The organism is Ferruginibacter sp., assembly GCF_014377975.1.
Taxonomy (GTDB): Bacteria; Bacteroidota; Bacteroidia; order Chitinophagales; family Chitinophagaceae; genus Ferruginibacter.
The window spans coordinates 1-20,183 of the sequence record NZ_JACMOO010000138.1 but is presented as its reverse complement, the minus strand read 5'-3'; the positions used below and the strand labels follow the sequence as shown (position 1 = coordinate 20,183).

The 20,183-nt window shown below is 38.1% G+C and carries 20 protein-coding genes; 6 read left to right on the top strand and 14 right to left on the bottom strand.

Annotation, left to right across the window (positions count from 1 at the left end):
- Positions 1–516, top strand: a 516-nt coding sequence (locus tag H7254_RS08325; RefSeq protein ID WP_301932530.1) for a YigZ family protein, incomplete at its 5' end; no start/stop codon positions are given.
- A gap of 61 nt (positions 517–577) precedes the next feature.
- Positions 578–910, top strand: coding sequence for an MmcQ/YjbR family DNA-binding protein (locus H7254_RS08320; protein ID WP_301922248.1), 333 nt, complete (start codon positions 578–580; stop codon positions 908–910).
- Between the two features lie 422 nt (positions 911–1,332).
- Here the strand turns inward: H7254_RS08320 and H7254_RS08315 are convergent, their stop codons facing one another.
- The 11 genes from H7254_RS08315 to H7254_RS08265 form a co-directional block, all read right to left on the bottom strand.
- Entirely contained in the window at positions 1,333–1,671 is a 339-nt protein-coding gene (locus H7254_RS08315) for a nucleotidyl transferase AbiEii/AbiGii toxin family protein (protein ID WP_301932529.1), read from the bottom strand.
- Between the two features lie 8 nt (positions 1,672–1,679).
- On the bottom strand, positions 1,680–1,976 hold the full coding sequence (locus H7254_RS08310; RefSeq protein ID WP_301932528.1) for a hypothetical protein: 297 nt from the start codon (positions 1,974–1,976) through the stop codon (positions 1,680–1,682).
- Between the two features lie 38 nt (positions 1,977–2,014).
- Positions 2,015–2,905 (bottom strand): 3-hydroxyacyl-CoA dehydrogenase family protein, encoded by an 891-nt coding sequence (locus tag H7254_RS08305; protein ID WP_301932527.1) that lies wholly within the window; start codon positions 2,903–2,905, stop codon positions 2,015–2,017.
- A gap of 325 nt (positions 2,906–3,230) precedes the next feature.
- Positions 3,231–4,418: an acyl-CoA dehydrogenase family protein gene (locus H7254_RS08300; RefSeq protein ID WP_301932526.1), complete on the bottom strand. Its 1,188-nt coding sequence runs from the start codon at positions 4,416–4,418 to the stop codon at positions 3,231–3,233.
- A 563-nt stretch (positions 4,419–4,981) separates the two neighbouring features.
- A complete protein-coding gene (gene pyrF / locus H7254_RS08295; protein WP_301932525.1) occupies positions 4,982–5,791 on the bottom strand; it encodes an orotidine-5'-phosphate decarboxylase in 810 nt (269 codons plus the stop codon).
- Positions 5,792–5,796: 5 nt separating this feature from the next.
- On the bottom strand, positions 5,797–6,000 hold the full coding sequence (locus H7254_RS08290; RefSeq protein WP_301932524.1) for a type II toxin-antitoxin system HicA family toxin: 204 nt from the start codon (positions 5,998–6,000) through the stop codon (positions 5,797–5,799).
- The gene (locus H7254_RS08285; protein ID WP_301932523.1) at positions 5,997–6,224 is read right to left on the bottom strand and encodes a type II toxin-antitoxin system HicB family antitoxin; all 228 of its coding nucleotides are present in this window, start codon (positions 6,222–6,224) and stop codon (positions 5,997–5,999) included. Before H7254_RS08285 ends, H7254_RS08290 begins: the two co-directional genes overlap by 4 nt.
- 40 nt (positions 6,225–6,264) lie before the next feature.
- A complete protein-coding gene (locus H7254_RS08280; RefSeq protein WP_301932522.1) occupies positions 6,265–6,894 on the bottom strand; it encodes an FMN-binding negative transcriptional regulator in 630 nt (209 codons plus the stop codon).
- Positions 6,894–8,168 carry a kynureninase gene (gene kynU / locus H7254_RS08275; protein ID WP_301932521.1) on the bottom strand — a complete coding sequence of 425 codons (1,275 nt, stop codon included), beginning with the start codon at positions 8,166–8,168 and terminating at the stop codon, positions 6,894–6,896. The genes H7254_RS08280 and kynU overlap by 1 nt, the downstream gene beginning before the upstream one ends.
- A 10-nt stretch (positions 8,169–8,178) precedes the next feature.
- Entirely contained in the window at positions 8,179–9,045 is an 867-nt protein-coding gene (locus tag H7254_RS08270) for a glycerophosphodiester phosphodiesterase family protein (protein ID WP_301932520.1), read from the bottom strand.
- 202 nt (positions 9,046–9,247) lie between these two features.
- A complete protein-coding gene (locus H7254_RS08265) occupies positions 9,248–10,342 on the bottom strand; it encodes an Mrp/NBP35 family ATP-binding protein (RefSeq protein WP_301932519.1) in 1,095 nt (364 codons plus the stop codon).
- 178 nt (positions 10,343–10,520) lie between these two features.
- On the opposite strand from H7254_RS08265, the gene H7254_RS08260 reads away from it, so the two are divergent.
- The 3 genes from H7254_RS08260 to H7254_RS08250 all read left to right on the top strand — a co-directional run bounded on the left by H7254_RS08260 (position 10,521) and on the right by H7254_RS08250 (position 12,318).
- A complete protein-coding gene (locus H7254_RS08260; protein WP_301932518.1) occupies positions 10,521–11,162 on the top strand; it encodes a carboxypeptidase-like regulatory domain-containing protein in 642 nt (213 codons plus the stop codon).
- A 220-nt stretch (positions 11,163–11,382) separates the two neighbouring features.
- Positions 11,383–11,898 (top strand): shikimate kinase, encoded by a 516-nt coding sequence (locus H7254_RS08255; protein ID WP_301932517.1) that lies wholly within the window; start codon positions 11,383–11,385, stop codon positions 11,896–11,898.
- A 12-nt stretch (positions 11,899–11,910) separates the two neighbouring features.
- Positions 11,911–12,318, top strand: coding sequence for a DUF423 domain-containing protein (locus H7254_RS08250; protein ID WP_301932516.1), 408 nt, complete (start codon positions 11,911–11,913; stop codon positions 12,316–12,318).
- Here the strand turns inward: H7254_RS08250 and H7254_RS08245 are convergent.
- Positions 12,268–14,184, bottom strand: a complete 1,917-nt coding sequence (locus H7254_RS08245) for a 7TM diverse intracellular signaling domain-containing protein (protein WP_301932515.1) — start codon at positions 14,182–14,184, stop codon at positions 12,268–12,270. The genes H7254_RS08250 and H7254_RS08245 overlap by 51 nt on opposite strands.
- A 106-nt stretch (positions 14,185–14,290) precedes the next feature.
- Here H7254_RS08245 and H7254_RS08240 point away from each other — a divergent pair, with 106 nt between their 5' ends.
- The gene (locus H7254_RS08240; RefSeq protein ID WP_301932514.1) at positions 14,291–16,840 is read left to right on the top strand and encodes a DNA translocase FtsK; all 2,550 of its coding nucleotides are present in this window, start codon (positions 14,291–14,293) and stop codon (positions 16,838–16,840) included.
- A 1-nt stretch (position 16,841) separates the two neighbouring features.
- Here the strand turns inward: H7254_RS08240 and murF are convergent, their stop codons facing one another.
- Positions 16,842–18,119, bottom strand: a complete 1,278-nt coding sequence (gene murF, locus H7254_RS08235) for a UDP-N-acetylmuramoyl-tripeptide--D-alanyl-D-alanine ligase (RefSeq protein ID WP_301932513.1) — start codon at positions 18,117–18,119, stop codon at positions 16,842–16,844.
- A gap of 162 nt (positions 18,120–18,281) precedes the next feature.
- Positions 18,282–19,847, bottom strand: a complete 1,566-nt coding sequence (locus H7254_RS08230) for an SUMF1/EgtB/PvdO family nonheme iron enzyme (protein ID WP_301922817.1) — start codon at positions 19,845–19,847, stop codon at positions 18,282–18,284.
- Positions 19,848–20,183 lie beyond the last annotated feature (336 nt).

Below are 20,183 nucleotides of genomic sequence, written 5' to 3'. Positions count from 1 at the left end.
CCCATAGAAACTGTGGATGAATTTAAAAAGCAGTTGCAACAATTAAAGAAAGAGCATCCCAAAGCAGTACATCATTGTTTTGCTTACAGGCTTGGTACTGACGGAAATAGTTTCAGGATAAGTGATGATGGCGAGCCTTCTGGCACAGCAGGCAGACCCATTTTAGCGCAAATAGATAGTAAGTCTATTACAAATACTGCCATCATCGTAGTACGTTATTTTGGAGGTACACTACTGGGTGTTCCCGGATTGATCAATGCGTATAAAACGGCTTCCACACTGGCTTTACAGGTAGTTCCGGTTATTCAAAAGCAGGTAGAAGTGAACTATAGCATTCACTTTGATTATACACAAATGAATGAAGTGATGATGGTAATGAAGCAATATAGCTGTACCATCATCAGCCAGGAAATGCAATTGTTTTGTCTAATAAAAGCAGGCATCGCAAAAAGTCGTCTGCCGGAAGTATTGTACCTGTTGAAAGAACTACAGGTAGATGTTGAAAAAATTAAATGACGGGAGGTGCTTTTCTAAAAATATGTATTGGGAAATTTATCTTTGTTATACAATAATAAAAATGGATATTGAAGAAATGAGGGAATATATTTTGCAAAAGCCTTTGGTAACGGAAGGTTTTCCCTTTGGTGAGGATACGCTGGTTTTTAAAGTAAAGGAAAAGATTTTTTTTCTTGCCGGTTTAAACGGCACCCCCTTGCAGTTCAATGTAAAATGTGATCCTGAAAAAGCTATTGAATTGAGGGAAGCATATCCTGAAAGTATTTTACCAGGCTACCACATGAATAAAAAACACTGGAATACGGTTATTGCAGATGGCACAATAACCAGGAAATTATTAAAGGAAATGATTGACGACTCCTACAATTTGGTAGCTAAAATAAAGTCGCGTTAATTCCTTGTTTGTTTCCAGTTCTGCTTTTGGATTCTTTCATCATTTCAATGGCTGATAGGATATGTTTTATTTTTGTCTCCCCTGTTTTTAATTCTTCAATCCATTGCTGCATATTCCTACTTGTGTGAGGAAGCAAAAGATTCGAAAGTTTATGGTGTCTTTTTTCAAAAAAATTTGTTTCTTATTAAAAAAAGAATAAAACCCTGCAACTAAATTTTCATCTTAAATAATCATTCACCCTCTGCTGTATTACTTTTTTTACAGATTTCCAGGTTTGTCCTTTCATACTTTTGGGAGCTTCGCTTTCTTCAGCTTCATCAAAATAAATAATTGCTTGTGGTATTGAAATTAATAATTGATGTGATGGGTATTTTTGAGAGTGAAACCCGATTATTTCTTTAAGGCTGTAGTGAGTGAATATTTCAGCAAGGTCCCAAAAATTCTTTTTCCTGCCCCTTCCCAATATTGCCTGTATAAATTCTGATGGAATCTTCAGTAACGGTCGCATCAATTTGTTTGTGCGAATATTGAATGAAGTCTACTTTTATGCCGTTTATAAAACAAAAAATTGCAAACTTAGAATCTTTGTTTTCATATTTAAAATTTTCGCTGAAAGTATTTTGCAAAGCTGTAGTAAGAGTGAAATAATCAAATGATCCCGTGGTGAATAAATCCAGATCAATGGAAGTTCTGTGTCCATACCGGAGAGATAATGCAGTGTTACCAACTAATGTGAAACCCGCCAGCTCAGGAATTGACATTAATTTTTTTAATAAGGAAAAAATTCCGGGTTCAACTGTCTGAGTGTGTAGCATCTGAATGCAATAAGAGGTTTGTCTAAAATAGCGCTTGCCAGGTATATTTTACGTAAAGGGAGATATTTTGTGTTCAACAATACATCACCAATCTTTTCATCTCCATAAAACCTTCTGCACATGCGGATATCTTCTACGTCGCCTCGTTCAAAAACCCGCTCAATAATAAAAGATGCTTTTTTTTCAAAGTCCAGTTTTTCTGCATCTACATCCCAAAAAATTTTTTTGTGATCGTATGGTTTGGCGGGCATTTGCATTATTTAACGGTAAGATTTGTTTAGCCAAATTTTTATTTAAACCGTTCGCTCACCACCAGCTCTTTACTTCCATCCCTGTAAATATAAAAACCTTCACCAGTTTTAATACCTGATTTTCCAGCCATTACCATGTTTACCAATAAAGGACAGGGAGCGTATTTTGGGTTACCAAACCCATCCTGTAATACTTTTAAAATACTCAGGCAAACATCCAGTCCGATAAAATCAGCCAGTTGCAATGGTCCCATCGGGTGCGCCATTCCCAGTTTCATTACCGTGTCAATCTCTTCAACACCAGCCACGTTTTCGTATAAACTATAAATGGCTTCATTGATCATGGGCATTAAAATACGATTGGCAATAAACCCCGGATAATCATTTACAACACAAGGAATTTTTCCTAACTGTTTACTAAGGTCAACAATTAAATGGGTTACTTCTTTTGTGGTACTATAGCCATTAATTATTTCAACCAATTTCATCACCGGCACCGGGTTCATAAAATGCATACCAACCACCAGTGCAGGGCGTTTGGTAGCTGCCGCTATTTTTGTAATGGAGATGGAAGAAGTATTGGTAGCGAGTATGCAACCTTCCGGTGCAGCTTCATCTATCTGTTTAAATATTTTTAATTTAAGTTCTGTATTTTCTGTAGCGGCTTCAATAACCAGTTGCGCATTTTGTACACCCGCTGCAATGGCTGTTTGGGTGGTAATATTTGCCAGGGCTGCTTTTTTCTGATCTTCAGAAATAGTTTCTTTTGCAACCTGTCTATCTAAATTTTTAGCAATGGTTGCAACGGCTTTTTCTAATTGTGCAGCACTCACATCAATTAATGTAACCAAAAAACCATTTTGGGCAAACACATGTGCAATACCATTGCCCATGGTTCCCGCACCGATAACACTTACATTTTTTATCATAAAAATTTCAATGTTGGGCCAAAGCCCTTTTGTAATTTATTTTTATTTCTTCCTGGTTTGCAGGCCTGGGCAGCTCAGCGGATTTTATCAACTTATAAAGTACATAATTGCAGCCCAATCATCCAATAAAAATTCATATTTTACAGACAGTCTCAAAATATAACGGCGTCAAATTTAAAGCGCTCAATACTGAACTAAACGTAAAAGAGTGCGACGCCAATGAAGCCAAATAAAATTGTAATGCCTGTTCAATAAAAATTACAAAACACAATATTCTTATCGTTCTTCTTCATTTCCTCTCCTTGGGTCCGAAAGCGGTGAATTTTTATTTAAACGCATTCAAACCCGTCACGTCCATCCCCGTTATCAACAAATGAATATCATGCGTGCCTTCATAGGTAATCACACTTTCCAGATTCATCATGTGGCGCATAATGGGATATTCGCCGGTAATGCCCATCCCGCCCAGCATCTGGCGAGCTTCCCTGGCAATATTGGTAGCCACTTCGCAGGCATTTCTTTTAGCCATGCTTACCTGTTGCGGTGTAACTTTTCCTTCGTTCATCAATACACCTAAGCGCCAGTTTAACAATTGTGCTTTGGTAATTTCCGTAACCATTTCGGCCAGTTTTTTTTGCTGTAACTGAAAACCGGCAATGGGTTTACCAAACTGAATTCTTTCTTTACTGTATTCTAAAGCAATATGATAGCAATCCATTGCTGCACCAATGGCTCCCCAGGCAATTCCATAGCGGGCCTTGGTTAAGCAACCCAACGGACCTTTCAATCCTTTTATGTTCGGCAAAATATTTTCTTTCGGAACTTTAACATTGTCAAAAACAAGTTCGCCGGTAGCACTTGCACGCAGACTCCATTTACCATGCGTAGTAGGCGTGCTAAAACCTTCCATTCCCCGCTCCACGATGATGCCTCTAATTTCGCCCGCATCATCTTTTGCCCACACTACTGCCACCTGTGCAAAGGGCGCATTACTGATCCACATTTTAGCACCATTTAAAACCACATATCCGTCACCGTTGTCTTTAAAATTAGTGAGCATGCCTGCAGGGTCGCTGCCATGGTCGGGTTCTGTTAATCCAAAACATCCCAGCCATTCACCGCTGGCCAGTTTTGGTAAAAACTTATTGCGCTGTGCTTCGCTGCCATACTGGTAAATAGGAAACATCACCAAACTGCCCTGCACACTTGCGGTAGAACGCACACCGCTGTCGCCCCGTTCCAGCTCCTGCATCATTAAACCATAGCTGATATAATCCAGTCCGCCACCGCCATATTGTTCAGGCACGGTTGGTCCAAAGCAGCCAAGGTCGCCCAATTGTTTAATAATCTGTTGTGGAAATTCGGCCCGCTGCGCATAATCTTCGATGATCGGGCTGATTTCTTTTTTAACATAATTGCGTACGCTTTCCCTTACCAGCTTATGTTCTTCGGTTAATAATTCATCTACATTAAAATAATCCGGACTTTGAAAATTATCTGTTTTAGCTGCCATAAGAATCGTTAATTAATTATTTAATCAATGTACTGTTTGTTTATTTTTTTTGACCAGGCGTTTGTAATGCTATTTGGCTTCATTGGCGTCGCACTCTTGTACAATAATTCATTATTGTACTTTTACCAAAGCGTAGAATAGAAAATAAATTAACCTGATTCAGCTGATTGAAACTGATTTTTTTAATGGCTTCAAATCAGCTATTCCTTGTTTCATCATCCGCAGGTAACGACACAATATTGATCTATTTTTTATCCGTTTAACATCTGCACAATCAGCGATATCCGTATTCAATCAATGGCAAAGATAATATCTTCAACCCCACAAATATATTTGTGTTTAGCTTTAAAGTAACATTGTTTAAAACGCCATGTCTCTATATTATTAAAACAATTTTTTTTGGAACTGACAGCATAGCTAAATAAAAAAAAGCTTCAAGAACGCTGCAAAAAAGACGAATCCACGGGCTAAATAAAAAAGGTTATAACAAGACAATGTTCAAGCCAACCACGGAATGTTAAACTGTGTGGGCATAGTGGAAGATGAATCGCTTAATTAGAAAATCAAATGGCAGCAAGGTAGCCCGCCATTTCTGTTTGATATTGCAAAGCAATGGCCCTTGCTTCTGTAGTAAAGTCTTCTTTTTCACTGGCATAAATAATGGCCCGGCTGGCATTTACCAACAGGCCACCATCTTTGTTGAGCCCGTATTTGCTTACCTCTTTTAAACTGCCGCCCTGGAAGCCAACACCCGGCACCAATAAAAAATGATTTGGAATAATTGCACGAATCTCAGCTAACAAACTTGCTTTGGTGGCACCAATTACAAACATCAGATTGCCGTCCGTACCCCAGGTACTTACTGTTTTCAAAACTGTTTCATATAAAAAATGATCGCCGGTTTTTTGTTGTTCAAAATCTTTGCTGCCACTGTTGCTGGTTAATCCCAATACGATGGCCCATTTGTTATCAAATTCCAAAAAAGGGCGAACGCTGTCTTCACCCATGTAGGGAGCAACTGTTATAGAATCAAAGTTCAATGTTTCAAAAAATGCCCGGGCATATTGGGTAGAAGTATTGCCGATATCGCCACGTTTGGCATCGGCAATGGTAAAGTGTTCATCGGGAATATAACTGACCGTTCTTTCCATAATGTCCCATCCTTTTGATCCCAGCACTTCGTAAAAAGCGGTATTGATTTTATACGCTACACAAAGATCTTTGGTGGCATCAATGATCTGCCTGTTAAACTCAAAAATGGCATCGGGATGAGATTTGAGGTGCGTTGGTATTTTCTCAAAATCAGTATCCAGCCCCACGCAGAGGTATGATTTTTTTAATTGTATTTGTTCAATAAGTTGTTGTCTTGTCATAATAATTAAATGTCATTTTTATCAATACCAGCTTGTTTAAGGATTGCTAAGAAAGTTCGTTTCTTTAAATCTTTACTGTCATGTACAGGAACAATAACAGTAATATTTGTGGCTGAATTATAAAAGAGTTGGTGACAACCTTTAGAGCGTTTAAAAATAAATTGATTGTTTTCCAAAAGCTTAATTAAATGCTGTGGAGATTGGTTCATGCAGTTTGGAGATTGATGGAATATTCCAGGGTATTACTGTTGTCAGGTATAAATTCTCCTCTCAATTGAAGTTCTTCTACATACAATTCAATGGCTTCTTTTGCCATTATTAAAGCTTCATCAATGGTGTCGCCCTGGGTAATGCAACCTGGTAATGCAGGCACGGTAACCATATAACCACCCTCTTCTTCTTTGTTTAATAGTATTTTATAATTGTATTGCATAATAAACTCCACCTCAAAAATAAAAAAATAAAACCAAATTTTATACTTTGTTTGTGTTGATGCGCTTTTGCATTTCATGCGCAACGTTGATACAATTACTATCAGCAGTTTTTTTCAATTGCTCAATAATATTTATTTGTTCTACCTGGCTTTTATTCTGACTTAATTTAAAAATATTGTCAAGCCTTTCCACTTCAATTGTAAATCCTTTAATTGCTTGCAGCATCTTATCAATATATTCTTTCGACATTGTATTAAATGCTGCAGCGGTTGCTATGCCTTCATATTTATCAGTCACTGCTTTAATTGCTTTGTAAGTGCCTTTATCGTCTGTAAAAGTAATTTTGCCTTTTGCATGCACCGTCATATAATTCCAGGTAGAAGCAGATTGTGGATTGTTGTACCAGCTTGCACTTACATAACAGTGTGGCCCATTAAAAATTACCAATACTTCGCTATTTGATACAAATGCCTTATGATGATCTGTGTTTTTCATCAGATGACCCGATAAGATAATTTTGCCATCTTTTTCTACAGCAACTTCTAATGGTACATGCGTAGCCACCGGGTATTGTTCTCCAACGCCCGTAATAATTGCGAAAGAATTTTCTTTCATAAAAGCAATTATTTTGGCCGGATCTTTTTCTGTAAAATGAGGAAGGCTATACATTAAGCTGCATTTAAAATTTGTTGCAACAATTGGGCAAAAATAAAAATTTCTTCAAAGCTATTGTACAAAGGAACCGGCGCAACCCTTATTACATTTGGCTCTCTCCAGTCTGCAAAAATACCATTGGGTAATAACTGATCAAAAACAATTTTAGCATTTTTATGAACCGAAAAAGACACCTGGCAACCTCTTTCATCCGGGTTGGCAGGCGTAATAATTTTAAATTTTTCTACCGGCTGGTTGATGTGATTGAGCACAAAAAAAAGATATTCACTTAATGCGTTGCTTTTTTGCAGTAAATTATGGAAACCTGCTGCTGCAAACACTTCCAATGCTGATTTGTGTGCAGCAAGTAATATTATTGGCGGTGTGCTCATGGCCCAGCTTTCCGCTGTTGCTGTTGCTGTAAAAGTGTTTTGCATTTTAAAGCGGTTATTGGCATCGTTGCCCCACCAGCCTTCCAGCCTAAGCAGATTTTTATCGCTTATATTTCGTTTATGTATAAATGCTCCGGCAATTGCCCCAGGACCACTGTTTAAATATTTATAGTTGCACCAGCAGGCAAAATCAACCTGCCAGTCGTGCAATTGTAATTTGATATTGCCGGCAGCATGTGCCAGGTCGAATCCGGCGTAAGCACCGGCTTTATGGGCAGCTTTAGTTATTGTCTGCATATCAAAAACCTGTCCGGTATAATAATTAATGCCACTGAATAATACGAGTGCAACACTATCTTTATTTTCTTCAATCGCAGCAATAATATCTTCTGTTGTTATAAGTTCTGTTCCTTCTTTCGGATGTACTTCTATGATCGCGTCTGCCGCATCAAAACCGTGCAATTTTACCTGTGATTGAAAAGCATATTGATCGGATGGAAATGCTTTTGCTTCGCAGATGATTTTATACCGTGTGGCAGTTGGCTGATAAAATGAGATCATCAGTAAATGAAGATTTACGGTAAGGTGATTCATTGTAACCAGTTCTTCTTCGGTTGCTCCAATGATGTCACACAACAACGGGGTGATTTTGTTTTGATAATTTAACCAGGGATTGTTACCTAAAAAAAAGCCTTCCACACCAAAGTTGGCCCAGTCTTGCAGAATGATCATTACTTCATCCCGTGCCGTTTTTGGTTGCAGGCCAAGCGAGTTGCCTAAAAAGTAAATGGCGCGTTTTCCTTTTAACTCCGGTGCATAAAATTGTTCCCTGAAATGATGGAGCGTATCTTTACTATCCAGTGCTTGCGCATACTCCAATAAAAATTTATGTTGCATAAAAAATGGGTTACTGATTAAATAAATTGGGATAGTCTGAAATAATTCCATCAACACCCAGGGCTTTTAATTCAGCTATTTTCTTTGTATCATTTACCGTCCATGGAATTACTTTTATGTTTTGCAGGTGGCATTTTTCAATGAGTGTTTTATTCACCAGTGTATTTTCCGGGCTGTAAATTGTTGGGGTAAATCCAAGCACTTTTATTTGTTCTTCAAAAGATCTTTTATCAAACATTTCGATTAGCACGGCGGTTTTTATGGCCGGGTAATGCTGATGCAAATATTGCAGGCTTCTGAAATCGAAGGATTGGATGATAACCTGCTGTTCCATCTTTTTTTCAATGATAAGGTTCATTAACCATTCCACAAATTCTGGTGGTGCCGGGTGATAGATGTTATCTGTTGCCGGCATGCATTTGGTTTCGATATTGAAAAAAGGATAAACCCTTTTACTGTTGGCCATGTATTTTTTTACACTATCAAAAACATCAGATAACAGTGGTTTTGAAACAGCCATTTTTTGTTGCTGCGGAAAAGAGGGGTGCGGTTTTAAGCCTACATCATAGGTTTTGATGGAATCATACTCCATCTGGTACATATTGTAAGTATGTTCTTCTTTTATATTTATAAAACTACCGTCGGGTTTGGTAGTGATGATATGATTAAAAAATGGTTCGTGGCTCAACAATATCTTTTTGTCTTTGCTAAAACTTGCGTCCATTTCTAATGTAGTCACGCCAATATCCAATGCCTTCAGCATGGCGGGGATTGTATTTTCAGGCATCAGGCCGCGGCATCCACGATGACCTTCTTTATCAAAAGCGGGCAACTCCGTTGCAGAACGCAAAGGAAGTTTTTTATGTTGAGTGGTCATCTTTTTATTGCAGGCAAAGGAAACCAGCAGAAGTAAAAAAAATAGTGTGGTTGTTTTTAATTGTGACCCCATTTAAACCGGAAGATTGATATTTAATAATAAAACTATATTGAAGGCCATTGCTGCCCGGTGCGAAACAGTACAAGAAGGCTATGCAACGATTTACCACATGGCTTCTTAACCCGGACAATACCTGGTTGTTTTACTCAATCATTTCCACTATCTGGGTTGGCGACATGTTGGCATTTCTCATGGCAATACCCCGGGTAGCATTGGCTGTAAAATCAAGGAATGCTTTTTTGGTTAACTCGTCGTCTCCTGCCATGACCGGTATACCGGCATCGCCGCCTTCGCGGATGGATTGTACAATGGGTATTTGCCCCAGAAACGGCAGATCAAATTCTTCGGCCAGGTTTTTACCGCCGTTTTTTCCAAACAGGTAATATTTATTATCCGGTAATTCTGCCGGGGTAAAGTAACTCATGTTTTCTACCAGGCCAATGATGGGCACTTTTAATTGTGCCTGTCCAAACATGGCGATGCCTTTTTTGGCATCGGCCAGCGCAACTGTTTGCGGTGTAGTAACTACAATAACGCCGGTTACCGGAACAGTTTGTACTACTGTTAAATGAATATCGCCGGTGCCGGGTGGCATATCAATTACCAGGTAATCCAGTTCACCCCAATCCACATCGCTTACAAACTGGCGGATGGCACTGCTTACCATGGGGCCACGCCAAACTACCGCTTGCTTTTCATCTACCAGTAAACCAATACTCATCATTTTAATGCCAAATTTTTCGATGGGTACAATCAAACCCTTTCCATCCACATCCTTCATCAGCGGTCTTTCGCCTCTTACACCAAACATAATATGCTGGCTGGGGCCGTAAATATCCGCATCCATTAAACCTACTGATGCGCCACTTTGTGCCAGTGCCAATGCAAAATTGCTGGCAACGGTACTTTTGCCTACGCCGCCTTTGCCGCTTACTACTGCAATGATATTTTTTACGCCGGTTAAAACTGTTTTGGCATCTGTACGGTTACTGCTGGTATTGCTGGTAAAATTTACCTGTACAATTGCTTGTTTGTTCACTAATAATTTAACTGCATTGATGCAGGCATTCATGATCAGATCTTTTAACGGGCAGGCTGGTGTGGTAAGCACTACCGTAAAAGATACTTCATTGCCATTGATTGCAATATCTTTTACCATGTTAAGGGTTACCAGGTCTTTTCCAAGATCGGGTTCCTGTACATTGCTTAGTGCCTTCAGGATATCTTCATTAGTCATCAGTTCAATTTTTTGTTAAAAAGCTTTCTTTGAAGTAAAATTAACCATTGATGCCCTTACTTTGTTTATTAATTAAGGAATGTTGTTACATTTGAAAGTACAACTTTTGTTAACCAACGTAACTGCTTCGTTTTATTCAACAAAATTGGGTAAATGTGCAGTAACTGAATTTTTTTGAATGAAACTATTTTTACGATATTTTTTTATAAGTGCATTATTAATTCCGCTTGCTGCAAAGGCTCAATTTGAAAATTTCAAAGATTCTGTTGTAGAATTGTATGGCGTTGTTATGACGGCTGACAGTCTGCAGGCATTGCCCTCCGTGAGCATTGTGGTAAAGGGAACAACCAGGGGTACTTTTACCAATAATCAGGGAGTATTTAGTATTGTGGTTTTAAAAGGTAACGCCATTGAATTTAGCAGTGTGGGTTATAAAGCCAAAACAGTGATTATTCCAAAAAATATTGAGGGCAATCAATACAGTGTACTACAGTTAATGGTTACCGATACGGTTTTTCTGGCGGCAACGATTATTAAATCGAGGCCAACCAGGGAGCAGTTTGAAAGAGATTTTTTAAAAACCAAAGTGCCAGACGATAATCTTGAATTAGCGCGGCAAAACAACGATGAAGACCGGCGGCGCTTTTTAATGTCGACCCTGCCAAGAGACGGTAAAGAGGCAGCTAACAAATATTTAAGTCAACAATCTGCAAAATATTATTATGCCGGGCAGGCACCTCCACAAAATATCTTTAATCCATTTGCCTGGGCCGATTTTATAAAAGCGTGGAAAAGGGGAGATTTTAAAAAGAAGTATTAGCGTTATTTAGTACACGGGGTATTGACTAAAAATTTTTTTATGATTGCGTGTGTTTCCTTCCTTGTTTTTAATTATTCAGGTAGATATTGTATCAACAGTCTCTTATTTTAACCGGCCATCACCAATTTCTTCCAAAGCTTTATTCCGCTATCTGTTAAAATTTATTCCGGTAAATTTGTAAGGTGTTCATTTAGATAGGGAAAGCGAAAATAATTTTACCATGATTTTTTTTTTGATTGGGTTTATGGGAAGCGGCAAAACGCATTGGGGAAAAATATGGTCGCAAACTCATGGATGTACATTTATAGATCTGGATGAGCATATTGAAAAAAAGGAGGGCCAGACGGTTGCAGATATTTTTGAACATAAAGGAGAAAAGTATTTTAGAAAAATTGAAGCTGAAACTCTACGTTCTTTTAAAGGACTAAACAATACTATTGTTGCCTGTGGCGGTGGTACGCCTTGTTTTTATGAAAATATGCAATGGATGAATGAGTATGGTATTACCATTTACCTTAGTACCAGCAGCCCTAAAATTTTAGAAAGGGTATTGTTAGAGCAGGAAAAAAGACCATTGCTTAAAAAAATGAACCCGGCTGAACTGCTGTTTTTTATCGAACAAAAATTAAAAGAAAGGGCCCCTTTTTATAACGCTGCAAAACATATACTGCCCTCCGAAAATTTATCAAATCAAACATTTGGTAATTTATTCAGCAAAGTACAATCTTCTTTTTAAAAATTTATCTGTATGCAAAAAGGCTTTATAAAATCAGCGGCATTACTCGGTGCTTTGTCTGTTATGTTGGGTGCTTTTGGTGCACATGCACTTAAACAACTGATCAGCGAAAAAAGTGTGGCCATTTTTGAAACCGGTGTACGCTACCAATATTATCATGTAGTGGCTTTGCTGATTACCGGTATTTTATACAAGGAGTTTACTAATAATTATTTGTTATGGGCCGGTCGTTTATTTTGCCTGGGCATGTTATTTTTTTGCGGGTCTTTATACCTGATGGCCTTTATTGAAATAACCACTCACCCGGAATTAAAATGGATTGGAGCTATTACTCCTTTGGGAGGTGTTTGTTTTATTGCAGGCTGGTTGTTACTGGCGGCTGGAGTTAATAAAAAACTGACTGGCAACGGTACTGTATAAAGTAACCAGGGTGCCATTTTTATTTTCAATAGAAAATTCAAGACCTGATTTTATCATTCTTTGTTTCATGTTCTTTAATCCGTTTCCAAAAGAACGTATATTATCAAAATCAATTCCAACGCCATTATCCTGGATATACAATGATATCCGGTCTGTTTCTTTTTTAAATACCAGCGATACTTCCGTGGCTTTTGCATGTTTTAAAACATTATTCAGTGCTTCTTTTACTACTAAAAAAATATGGCGTCTTATTTCTCCGTTCACTACAAATTCAGGTAAATCAGCACTAATTTTTACTGTGCATCTTATGCCGGTGTTTTCAAAATATTCAATTGCGTAACTGCGTATATAGGCAGCCATATTTCCAAAAGAATCATTGCTGCTGTTCATCGTCCATATAATGGCATTCATGTTATTCAGCAACTCATTGGCAGAAGAAGAAATTTTTTCAATTTCAGGGACTGTTTCTTTCCCCAACCTGCTTTTGGCCAGTTCGCTAAACAGGCGGATGGCGGTAACACCTGCACCAAGATCATCATGCATATCAGCGCTGATGCGGTTTCGTTCTTCCTGTTGTGCGTTGAGAACAGCCAGTTTTGATTCGAAAATTTGCTTTTCTGCTGCTAATTTCATCGCTTCCTGTTCTTTAATTGTATCAATCAATTCTACCCGGTTTTTGTAGGTTAATCCAAGCAGAAAAAAAATCAGTTCACAAACAATACCCAGTTCAAAATATATCAGGGCATTTGTAAAAATACCACCTGTTTTTCTACCCGGTAATACAATCAACAAAAAAGATATGATGGAAAAAAATATTAAAATTGCATTGCCCATGGCGAGGTAATTAATCAGCCGGTTTTTTTGTTTAATGCCAATGATGATATACAATATTCCAATTGCAAGACAAATGATTTTGGTGCTGTTTTCCAGAATGTTTTGTAACCAAAAATTATTGGTAAAAAAATAGATGTAACTAAAAGCTGTTAAAAGCATCAGCAATAATCTTTCTTCGTAATAAAATATTTTATGCAGACCAGGATAATTTGTGGCTGTATTTAAAAATTTACGTGTAAAGGCAATATAGAAAATAGTGCCGGCAACAAGCATAGCAAAAGCAAGGTAACCCATAAAAAAGCTGGAAAAAATACCACTTCTTTTTCCTGTATAAGTATTAAAGTAAATAAGAATAAACATACAAATTACGTAAAGACAGTTATATAGAAATTCCTTTTTCCGGCTAAGGTTAAAGTTGGCACCATTAAAGAATATCATCATCAGCAACAGTCCGCTTAGCAAATACCCGATAACAAGGTCATTGTAATTTGAGGTATACAATATTTTTTGATATCGGGGCAGGTATTTTTTTTTAATAATTTCAAGCGCAAAAGCATTGAATTTTCTTTTGGTAAAATGCAGCTCAGTAATAAAAGATTTTTTATCATAGGCAGAAAAATAAATGGGTTGAAATCCATCTTCTTTGCTTTCATCTGCAAGCTTCAAAAAGCTACCGGCAGGTAAAATTTTATACAGGCTAATACTACGGAAAGAATTGCCGGGATAAAAATAAATAGTGTCCTGCGTGGAAGAACTGTTTTGCAGCGTAAACTTTATATATACAGTTTTATCAATCCAGGCGGACGGTATATAATTTTTAATTTTATACCAGGATAAGTTTTTCCATTGCTGTTGTAAAATATTGTCCAGGGTTACTGTACCGATGCTATCAACCAGTACTTCGCATTTATCGGCAATTGAATAAACATCTTTAAAGAGTGTAACATCTGTGGTAAGGCTGTCAGCAATGGATTGCCCGGTAGCACAGGCATAAAAAAAACTAAATATAAGGATGCAAAGTAATTTCCTCAACTGCGTAGGTTTTACCAAACCTACATCTTTTCGTTGATATCTTTTTATCCTGGTGCAATCAAATTCTGTAATGATACAGTAATGGTTTTATATATCTTTGTCGGTAATGGCTAGTAAAGTAAAATCAGTTAAATCCAAAGCTCCCGGTAAGGTTGGATTAAAAGCAGAAACAGAAGAGAAAGTAGGAGTAAAGCAATTGCTAAAGGATGAACGTACGCATAAAATAATGGGCACCATTTTATTACTGATGGCTTTTTTATTCTTTATTGCGTTTACCTCTTATCTTTTTACGTGGCAGGAAGACCAGGATAAAGTTTTTTTACACGGCTATAAATTATTGCTGGGTACGGATGCCAAAGTAAGTAATCTTTTAGGCACTTTCGGAGCTTTTATTTCACACTTTTTTATTTACAAAGGTTTTGGTGTTGCTTCTTATTTTTTGTGCAGTTTCTTTTTTGTTTCGGGCAGTAATTTATTTTTTGGAAAAAAAATATTTTCTGTTCGGCGTAACATTAAGTATGTAATTACGGGATTAATTATAGTAAGTGCAACTGCCGCGGTATTGATGAATGGCAAGGTATTTCCCTGGGGTGGTGCTGTTGGTAATATGCTAAGGGATTGGATGTATAAAACGATTGGGGAGGTTGGTACACTGGCGGTGTTAGCGGTAGCAATACTGGTGTATATTATCTGGCGTTTTAATCCGGTTTTTGCATTGCCTGCTAAAAAAGTTTACGTACCGGTAATAAATGAGGAAGCTACGGATGAACCAGTTGAAGAAGGGGAAACATCGGTGTTGCCGGCGGAAATAAATAAGACGGCCATCAGGGGCAGTAAAGTTAAAGGGGATAATGGAATGCTTAATATTCCATTAGAAATGAACCCAGGCCTTAACCATGATTTACAGATTATTGAAAGGGAATTACCATCTGTGGCATCGGGAAACCTGAAGTCGTTTGAAGTGAATGCCGCAGAGGAAGCAAGACTTTTTATACAGGATGCCGAAACAGATATACCAGATAATATAAAGAATAAGGAGGGCAAAAATACCAGCGGTTCTGCGCTTGAACTGGAAATTAAATCAGAAACCGAACTGGCTGCCGAACAGGAACATGCTGCTATCAAACAAACCAAATCAACAGGAATTGACACACCGTACGATCCAATTTTAGACCTGCGGGATTATAAATATCCGCAACTTGATTTGCTGGAAGCTCATGGCAGTGAAAGGATTGTGCAAGACCCTGCAGAACTGGAAGCGAATAAAAACCAGATTATCAATACGCTCAAAAATTACGATATCAATATTCAGAAAATTTCTGCAACAGTTGGCCCAACAGTTACATTGTATGAAATTATTCCTGCTGCGGGCGTGCGTATTTCAAGAATAAAGAACCTGGAAGATGACATTGCCCTAAGCCTTGCGGCATTGGGTATCCGCATCATTGCACCCATCCCTGGTAAAGGCACCATTGGTATTGAAGTACCCAACGCAAAAAAAACAATTGTAAGCATGCGTACTTTGCTGGATACAGATAAATTCAGGCAAAATAATTTTTCTTTGCCCATTGCTATTGGTAAAAAAATCAACAATGAAAACTTCATTGTTGATCTAGCCAGTATGCCTCATTTGCTGATGGCGGGTGCGACAGGCCAGGGTAAATCGGTTGGTTTAAATGCCATACTTGTTTCACTGTTGTACAGTAAACATCCATCGCAGTTAAAATTTGTGTTGGTAGATCCGAAGAAAGTGGAGTTAAGTATTTATAAAACCATTGAAAAGCATTTTTTAGCAAAATTACCCGGTGAAGAAGATGCAATTATTACGGATACAAAAAAAGTAGTGCATACACTAAATGCCTTGTGTATTGAAATGGACAACCGGTACGATTTGCTGAAAGAAGCTGGCTGCCGCAATATCAGGGAGTACAATGAAAAGTTTGTGGCACGTAAATTAAACCCAGAAAAGGGCCACCAGTTTTTACCGTTTATCGTGTTGGTAGTGGATGAATTTGCAGACCTGATTATGACGGCGGGTAAAGAAGTTGAAATGCCGATTGCCCGTCTGGCACAACTTGCAAGGGCTGTTGGGGTACATTTAATTATAGCAACACAAAGACCAAGTGTAAACATTATTACCGGAACCATCAAAGCGAATTTTCCGGCAAGAATTGCTTTTAAGGTAAGCAGTAAAATAGACAGCAGAACAATTTTAGACGCAGGTGGCGCAGAGCAATTAATTGGGAAAGGGGATATGCTGATCAGCTATAATGGCGAGTTGGTGCGATTGCAATGTGCTTTTGTTGATACACCTGAAGTGGATAAAATTGTAGATTTTATTGGTGCTCAGCGTGGCTATTCACAAGCTTTTTTATTGCCTGAATATGTAGATGAAAAAGAGATGGAAGGAAAGGATTTTGACCTTAATGATAAAGATGCATTGTTTGAAGATGCAGCAAGATTAATAGTAGCCAGTCAAAGTGGTAGTACTTCTTTGTTACAGCGCCGCATGAAACTGGGTTACAACCGTGCAGGTCGCTTAATGGATCAGCTGGAAGCTGCCGGCGTAGTAGGGCCAAACCAAGGCAGTAAGGTAAGGGATGTATTAATTAAGACAGAGGCGGACTTGCAGATGTATCTTAATAGCGCATTGTAATTTACTCCACCACTTTTTCCATCTGCATACTCCGTGACCCTTTTACCAGTAACGTGGCATTTTTAAAATGCTGTTGCTTAAACCATTCTTTTGTAAGTACCGAAGAAGCGAAATATAGAAAGGGATGCGGTATTTTATTAAAATCGCCACCCACCAAAACCACCTGCTGCCAGGTGTAATTTTTAATCAGCTTTATCAGTGCTTCATGTTCGGCAAGGCTTTCATTTCCTAATTCCATCATACCACCGAGTAGTAATATTTTGTTGTTTCCTTGCATACCTGCAAAATTTTCTATTGCAGCTTTCATGCTGCCTGGGTTGGCATTGTAGGCATCCAAAATTATTTTGTTGCCATCTTTTTCCATCATTTGAGAGCGGCTGTTGGAAGGGATATATTGCTCCAGGGCAGTTTTTATTTTTGCTTCATCTACCTTAAAATATTTGCCAACCGCTACTGCTGCAAGTACGTTAGGTAAATTATACCTTCCCACTAAATGCGTATCAATGTTTTTAATACCGCTGCCATTTGTTATAAGCACTTCTAAAAACTCCTGCGTATTACCGGCGACGCCTGTTATTTCTGCTGCCTGTGTACCATAGGTTTTAATTTCATTGATACCGGTACTCATCTTTTTCAGATAATCATAATCCGACATTATGAATGCAGTGCCATTATTTTTTTTAAGGTAATCAAATAATTCACCCTTACCTTTTAGTACCCCCTCAATGCCGCCAAATCCGTCTAAATGGGCTTTGCCACAATTGGTAATAATGCCGTGGGTGGGCAACGTATACTGGCAATAGCTTTCAATTTCATTCTGGTGATTGGCACCCATTTCTATTACGGCAATTTCGGCATCTTTTTGTACAGATAAAATAGTGAGTGGTATGCCAATGTGATTATTTAAATTTCCTTTAGTAGTGTAGGTTTTAAAAGTGGTTGAAAGTACTTCGTGTATCAATTCTTTGGTGGTGGTTTTTCCGTTGCTGCCCGTGATAGCAATAAAGGGAATAACCAATTGCTGCCGATGGTATTTTGCCAGTTGCTGCAGGGTTTCAAGGGTATCATTTGTATTGATTATTCTATCATCAGTAAAGTCTGCAGGTTCATCCAGTACCACAAATGCGGCACCAGCATTTAATGCCCGACGGGCAAATTGATTGCCATTAAAATTAGGTCCCTTTAAAGCAAAAAAAAGATCGTTCGGTTGTAGTTGCCTCGTGTCTGTTTGTAGGTGGGGATGTTGTAAAAAGAGGGCGTATAAATCATGTATTTCCATTTATCAAAAATAGGGGAGAACTGATTATTATCCATGATAAAAGTATTGATCCGATTTTTTTTTGTAAATACGCAATCAAACATTTGCGATGTAAAGTTTGATGAGGAATAATAAAAAAGCCCTTCACTTTTTTGGTGAAGAGCTTAATATTTTATCAATATTTTATTGCTTTTTTCTGCTGTTTTGTTTACGTTTCCCAAAGATGTTGCCGTCTTTAAAGCCAGCGCCTTCCGGAGATCCCATGTAAGTTTGAGCGCAACGGAAACCAATGGTGCTGGATGACTGATCTTCATCTAAAAATCTGCGTGCACCTGGTGATAACCAGTAAGGCCTGTCATTCCAGCTACCTCCTTTAAATACCCTTGATTTATCACTGATTAATGTAGTAACTCCAAATTGATAGGATGAGCCGCTGGTAGAATCACCATCCAAATAGCCTATTAAATTATTATGTTGGTAATTGCGGCGGTTTTTTACTTCTTCATCACTCACTGCGGTTTTTTTCAGATGTCCTAAAGAATCTCTTTCAAACTCACCGCTGCTGTTTTTATAATATTTATCAAATTTATTTCCTCTAAAATAATTAAAATCTTCTCCATCTGTAGGGGTGGATGGTCTGTAAACGTCCTGCACCCACTCAGACACATTGCCACACATATTAAAGATACCAAATGCGTTGGGATAAAATGCCTTGATATTGCCAGGGATGGCCGAACGGTCATTTAAGCCACCCGCAACGCCCATGTTATCGCCACTTCCCCGTTTAAAGTTGGCTAAAAATTTACCCTGCCAGCTACCCCTGCGGTTATCACGTAATCCATTCGGGTTTTTGCTCCATGAATAAATTTGCTGATTGGATATTAATTCTTCGCCACTTTTCCCTTCTTTTTTACGTGGGTTTGGATTTTGATCCAGTAAGCCATAAGCAGCATATTCCCACTCAGCTTCTGTTGGTAAACGATAGCCCATATTTAGTATACCGTCTTCCATTTTTACATTAGCCCGTGGCTTACCACTCACATCTTTTAACTCAGATTTTTTTGGTTTTGTTCTGCCTTGTATCAATTCTGGATTCATCAGGTAAGTCTCGGTATTGAATGATCCATCAGCACCACCGCCCCTCATTTCTTTTTTTGCAAAATCTTTTTTCAAATATCCTTTTTGTAAAAGTGTCAGCTCATTTACCCTGTCTGTTCTCCAGATACAAAAATCATGGGCCTGCTGCCAGGAAACACCTACAACAGGGTAATAATTATATGCGGGATAACGGAAATAATATTCAACGTAGGGTTCATTATAAGCAAGCTCCTGACGCCAGCAAAGCGTGTCTGGCAAGGCTTTTGCCATCACAGCGGTGTCACCGCCAAATGTATTTTCAAGCCAGTAAATATATTCGCGGTAATGAACGTTGGCAACTTCAGTTTCATCAATAAAGAAAGAAGGTACGGTAATACGGCGGGGAATATTATTCCAGTCCCCCATTACATCTTCCTCTTTTGCGCCCATCACAAAAGTTCCTCCCTGTACAAAAACCAACCCTGGGCCAGCTTTTGGGTATTTCATTTTAGAAACATGGTAATTGCCCATATTTTTATCATCATAGTTCCACCCGGTTACAGATGATGAAGATTTCTTTTTACTAAAAATGGTACTGTTTTTACAGGCTCCAAGCGAGATGATTACTGCCGCAAGGGTAATAAAATGTTTAACTGAAAATGTTTTTTGCATGTGCGTTCGTTTTGCAAATTATTTAACGAAAGGTTTTCTTTAATATTGTTTACGGGGGTTTGAATGCGAATATAAATATTTTATCCCATACAGGTTTGAAGGATATTATATTTCACCATTTTTACCAAAATCTTAGCAACACTTTTTATAGCTGTTTTAGTTTTTTAAATATTTATCAGAATGCATAAACAAGTTGCCTAAAGGTATCCCGATAAAAGGATTGCGACGCAACGACAGACTGTGCAAAAACTAAAATCAAAAAAAAGAGATGACTTACCCACAACTTATCATAAGGTACATCAAAAGCAATAATAACATTGTCTAAGTAATATGAGT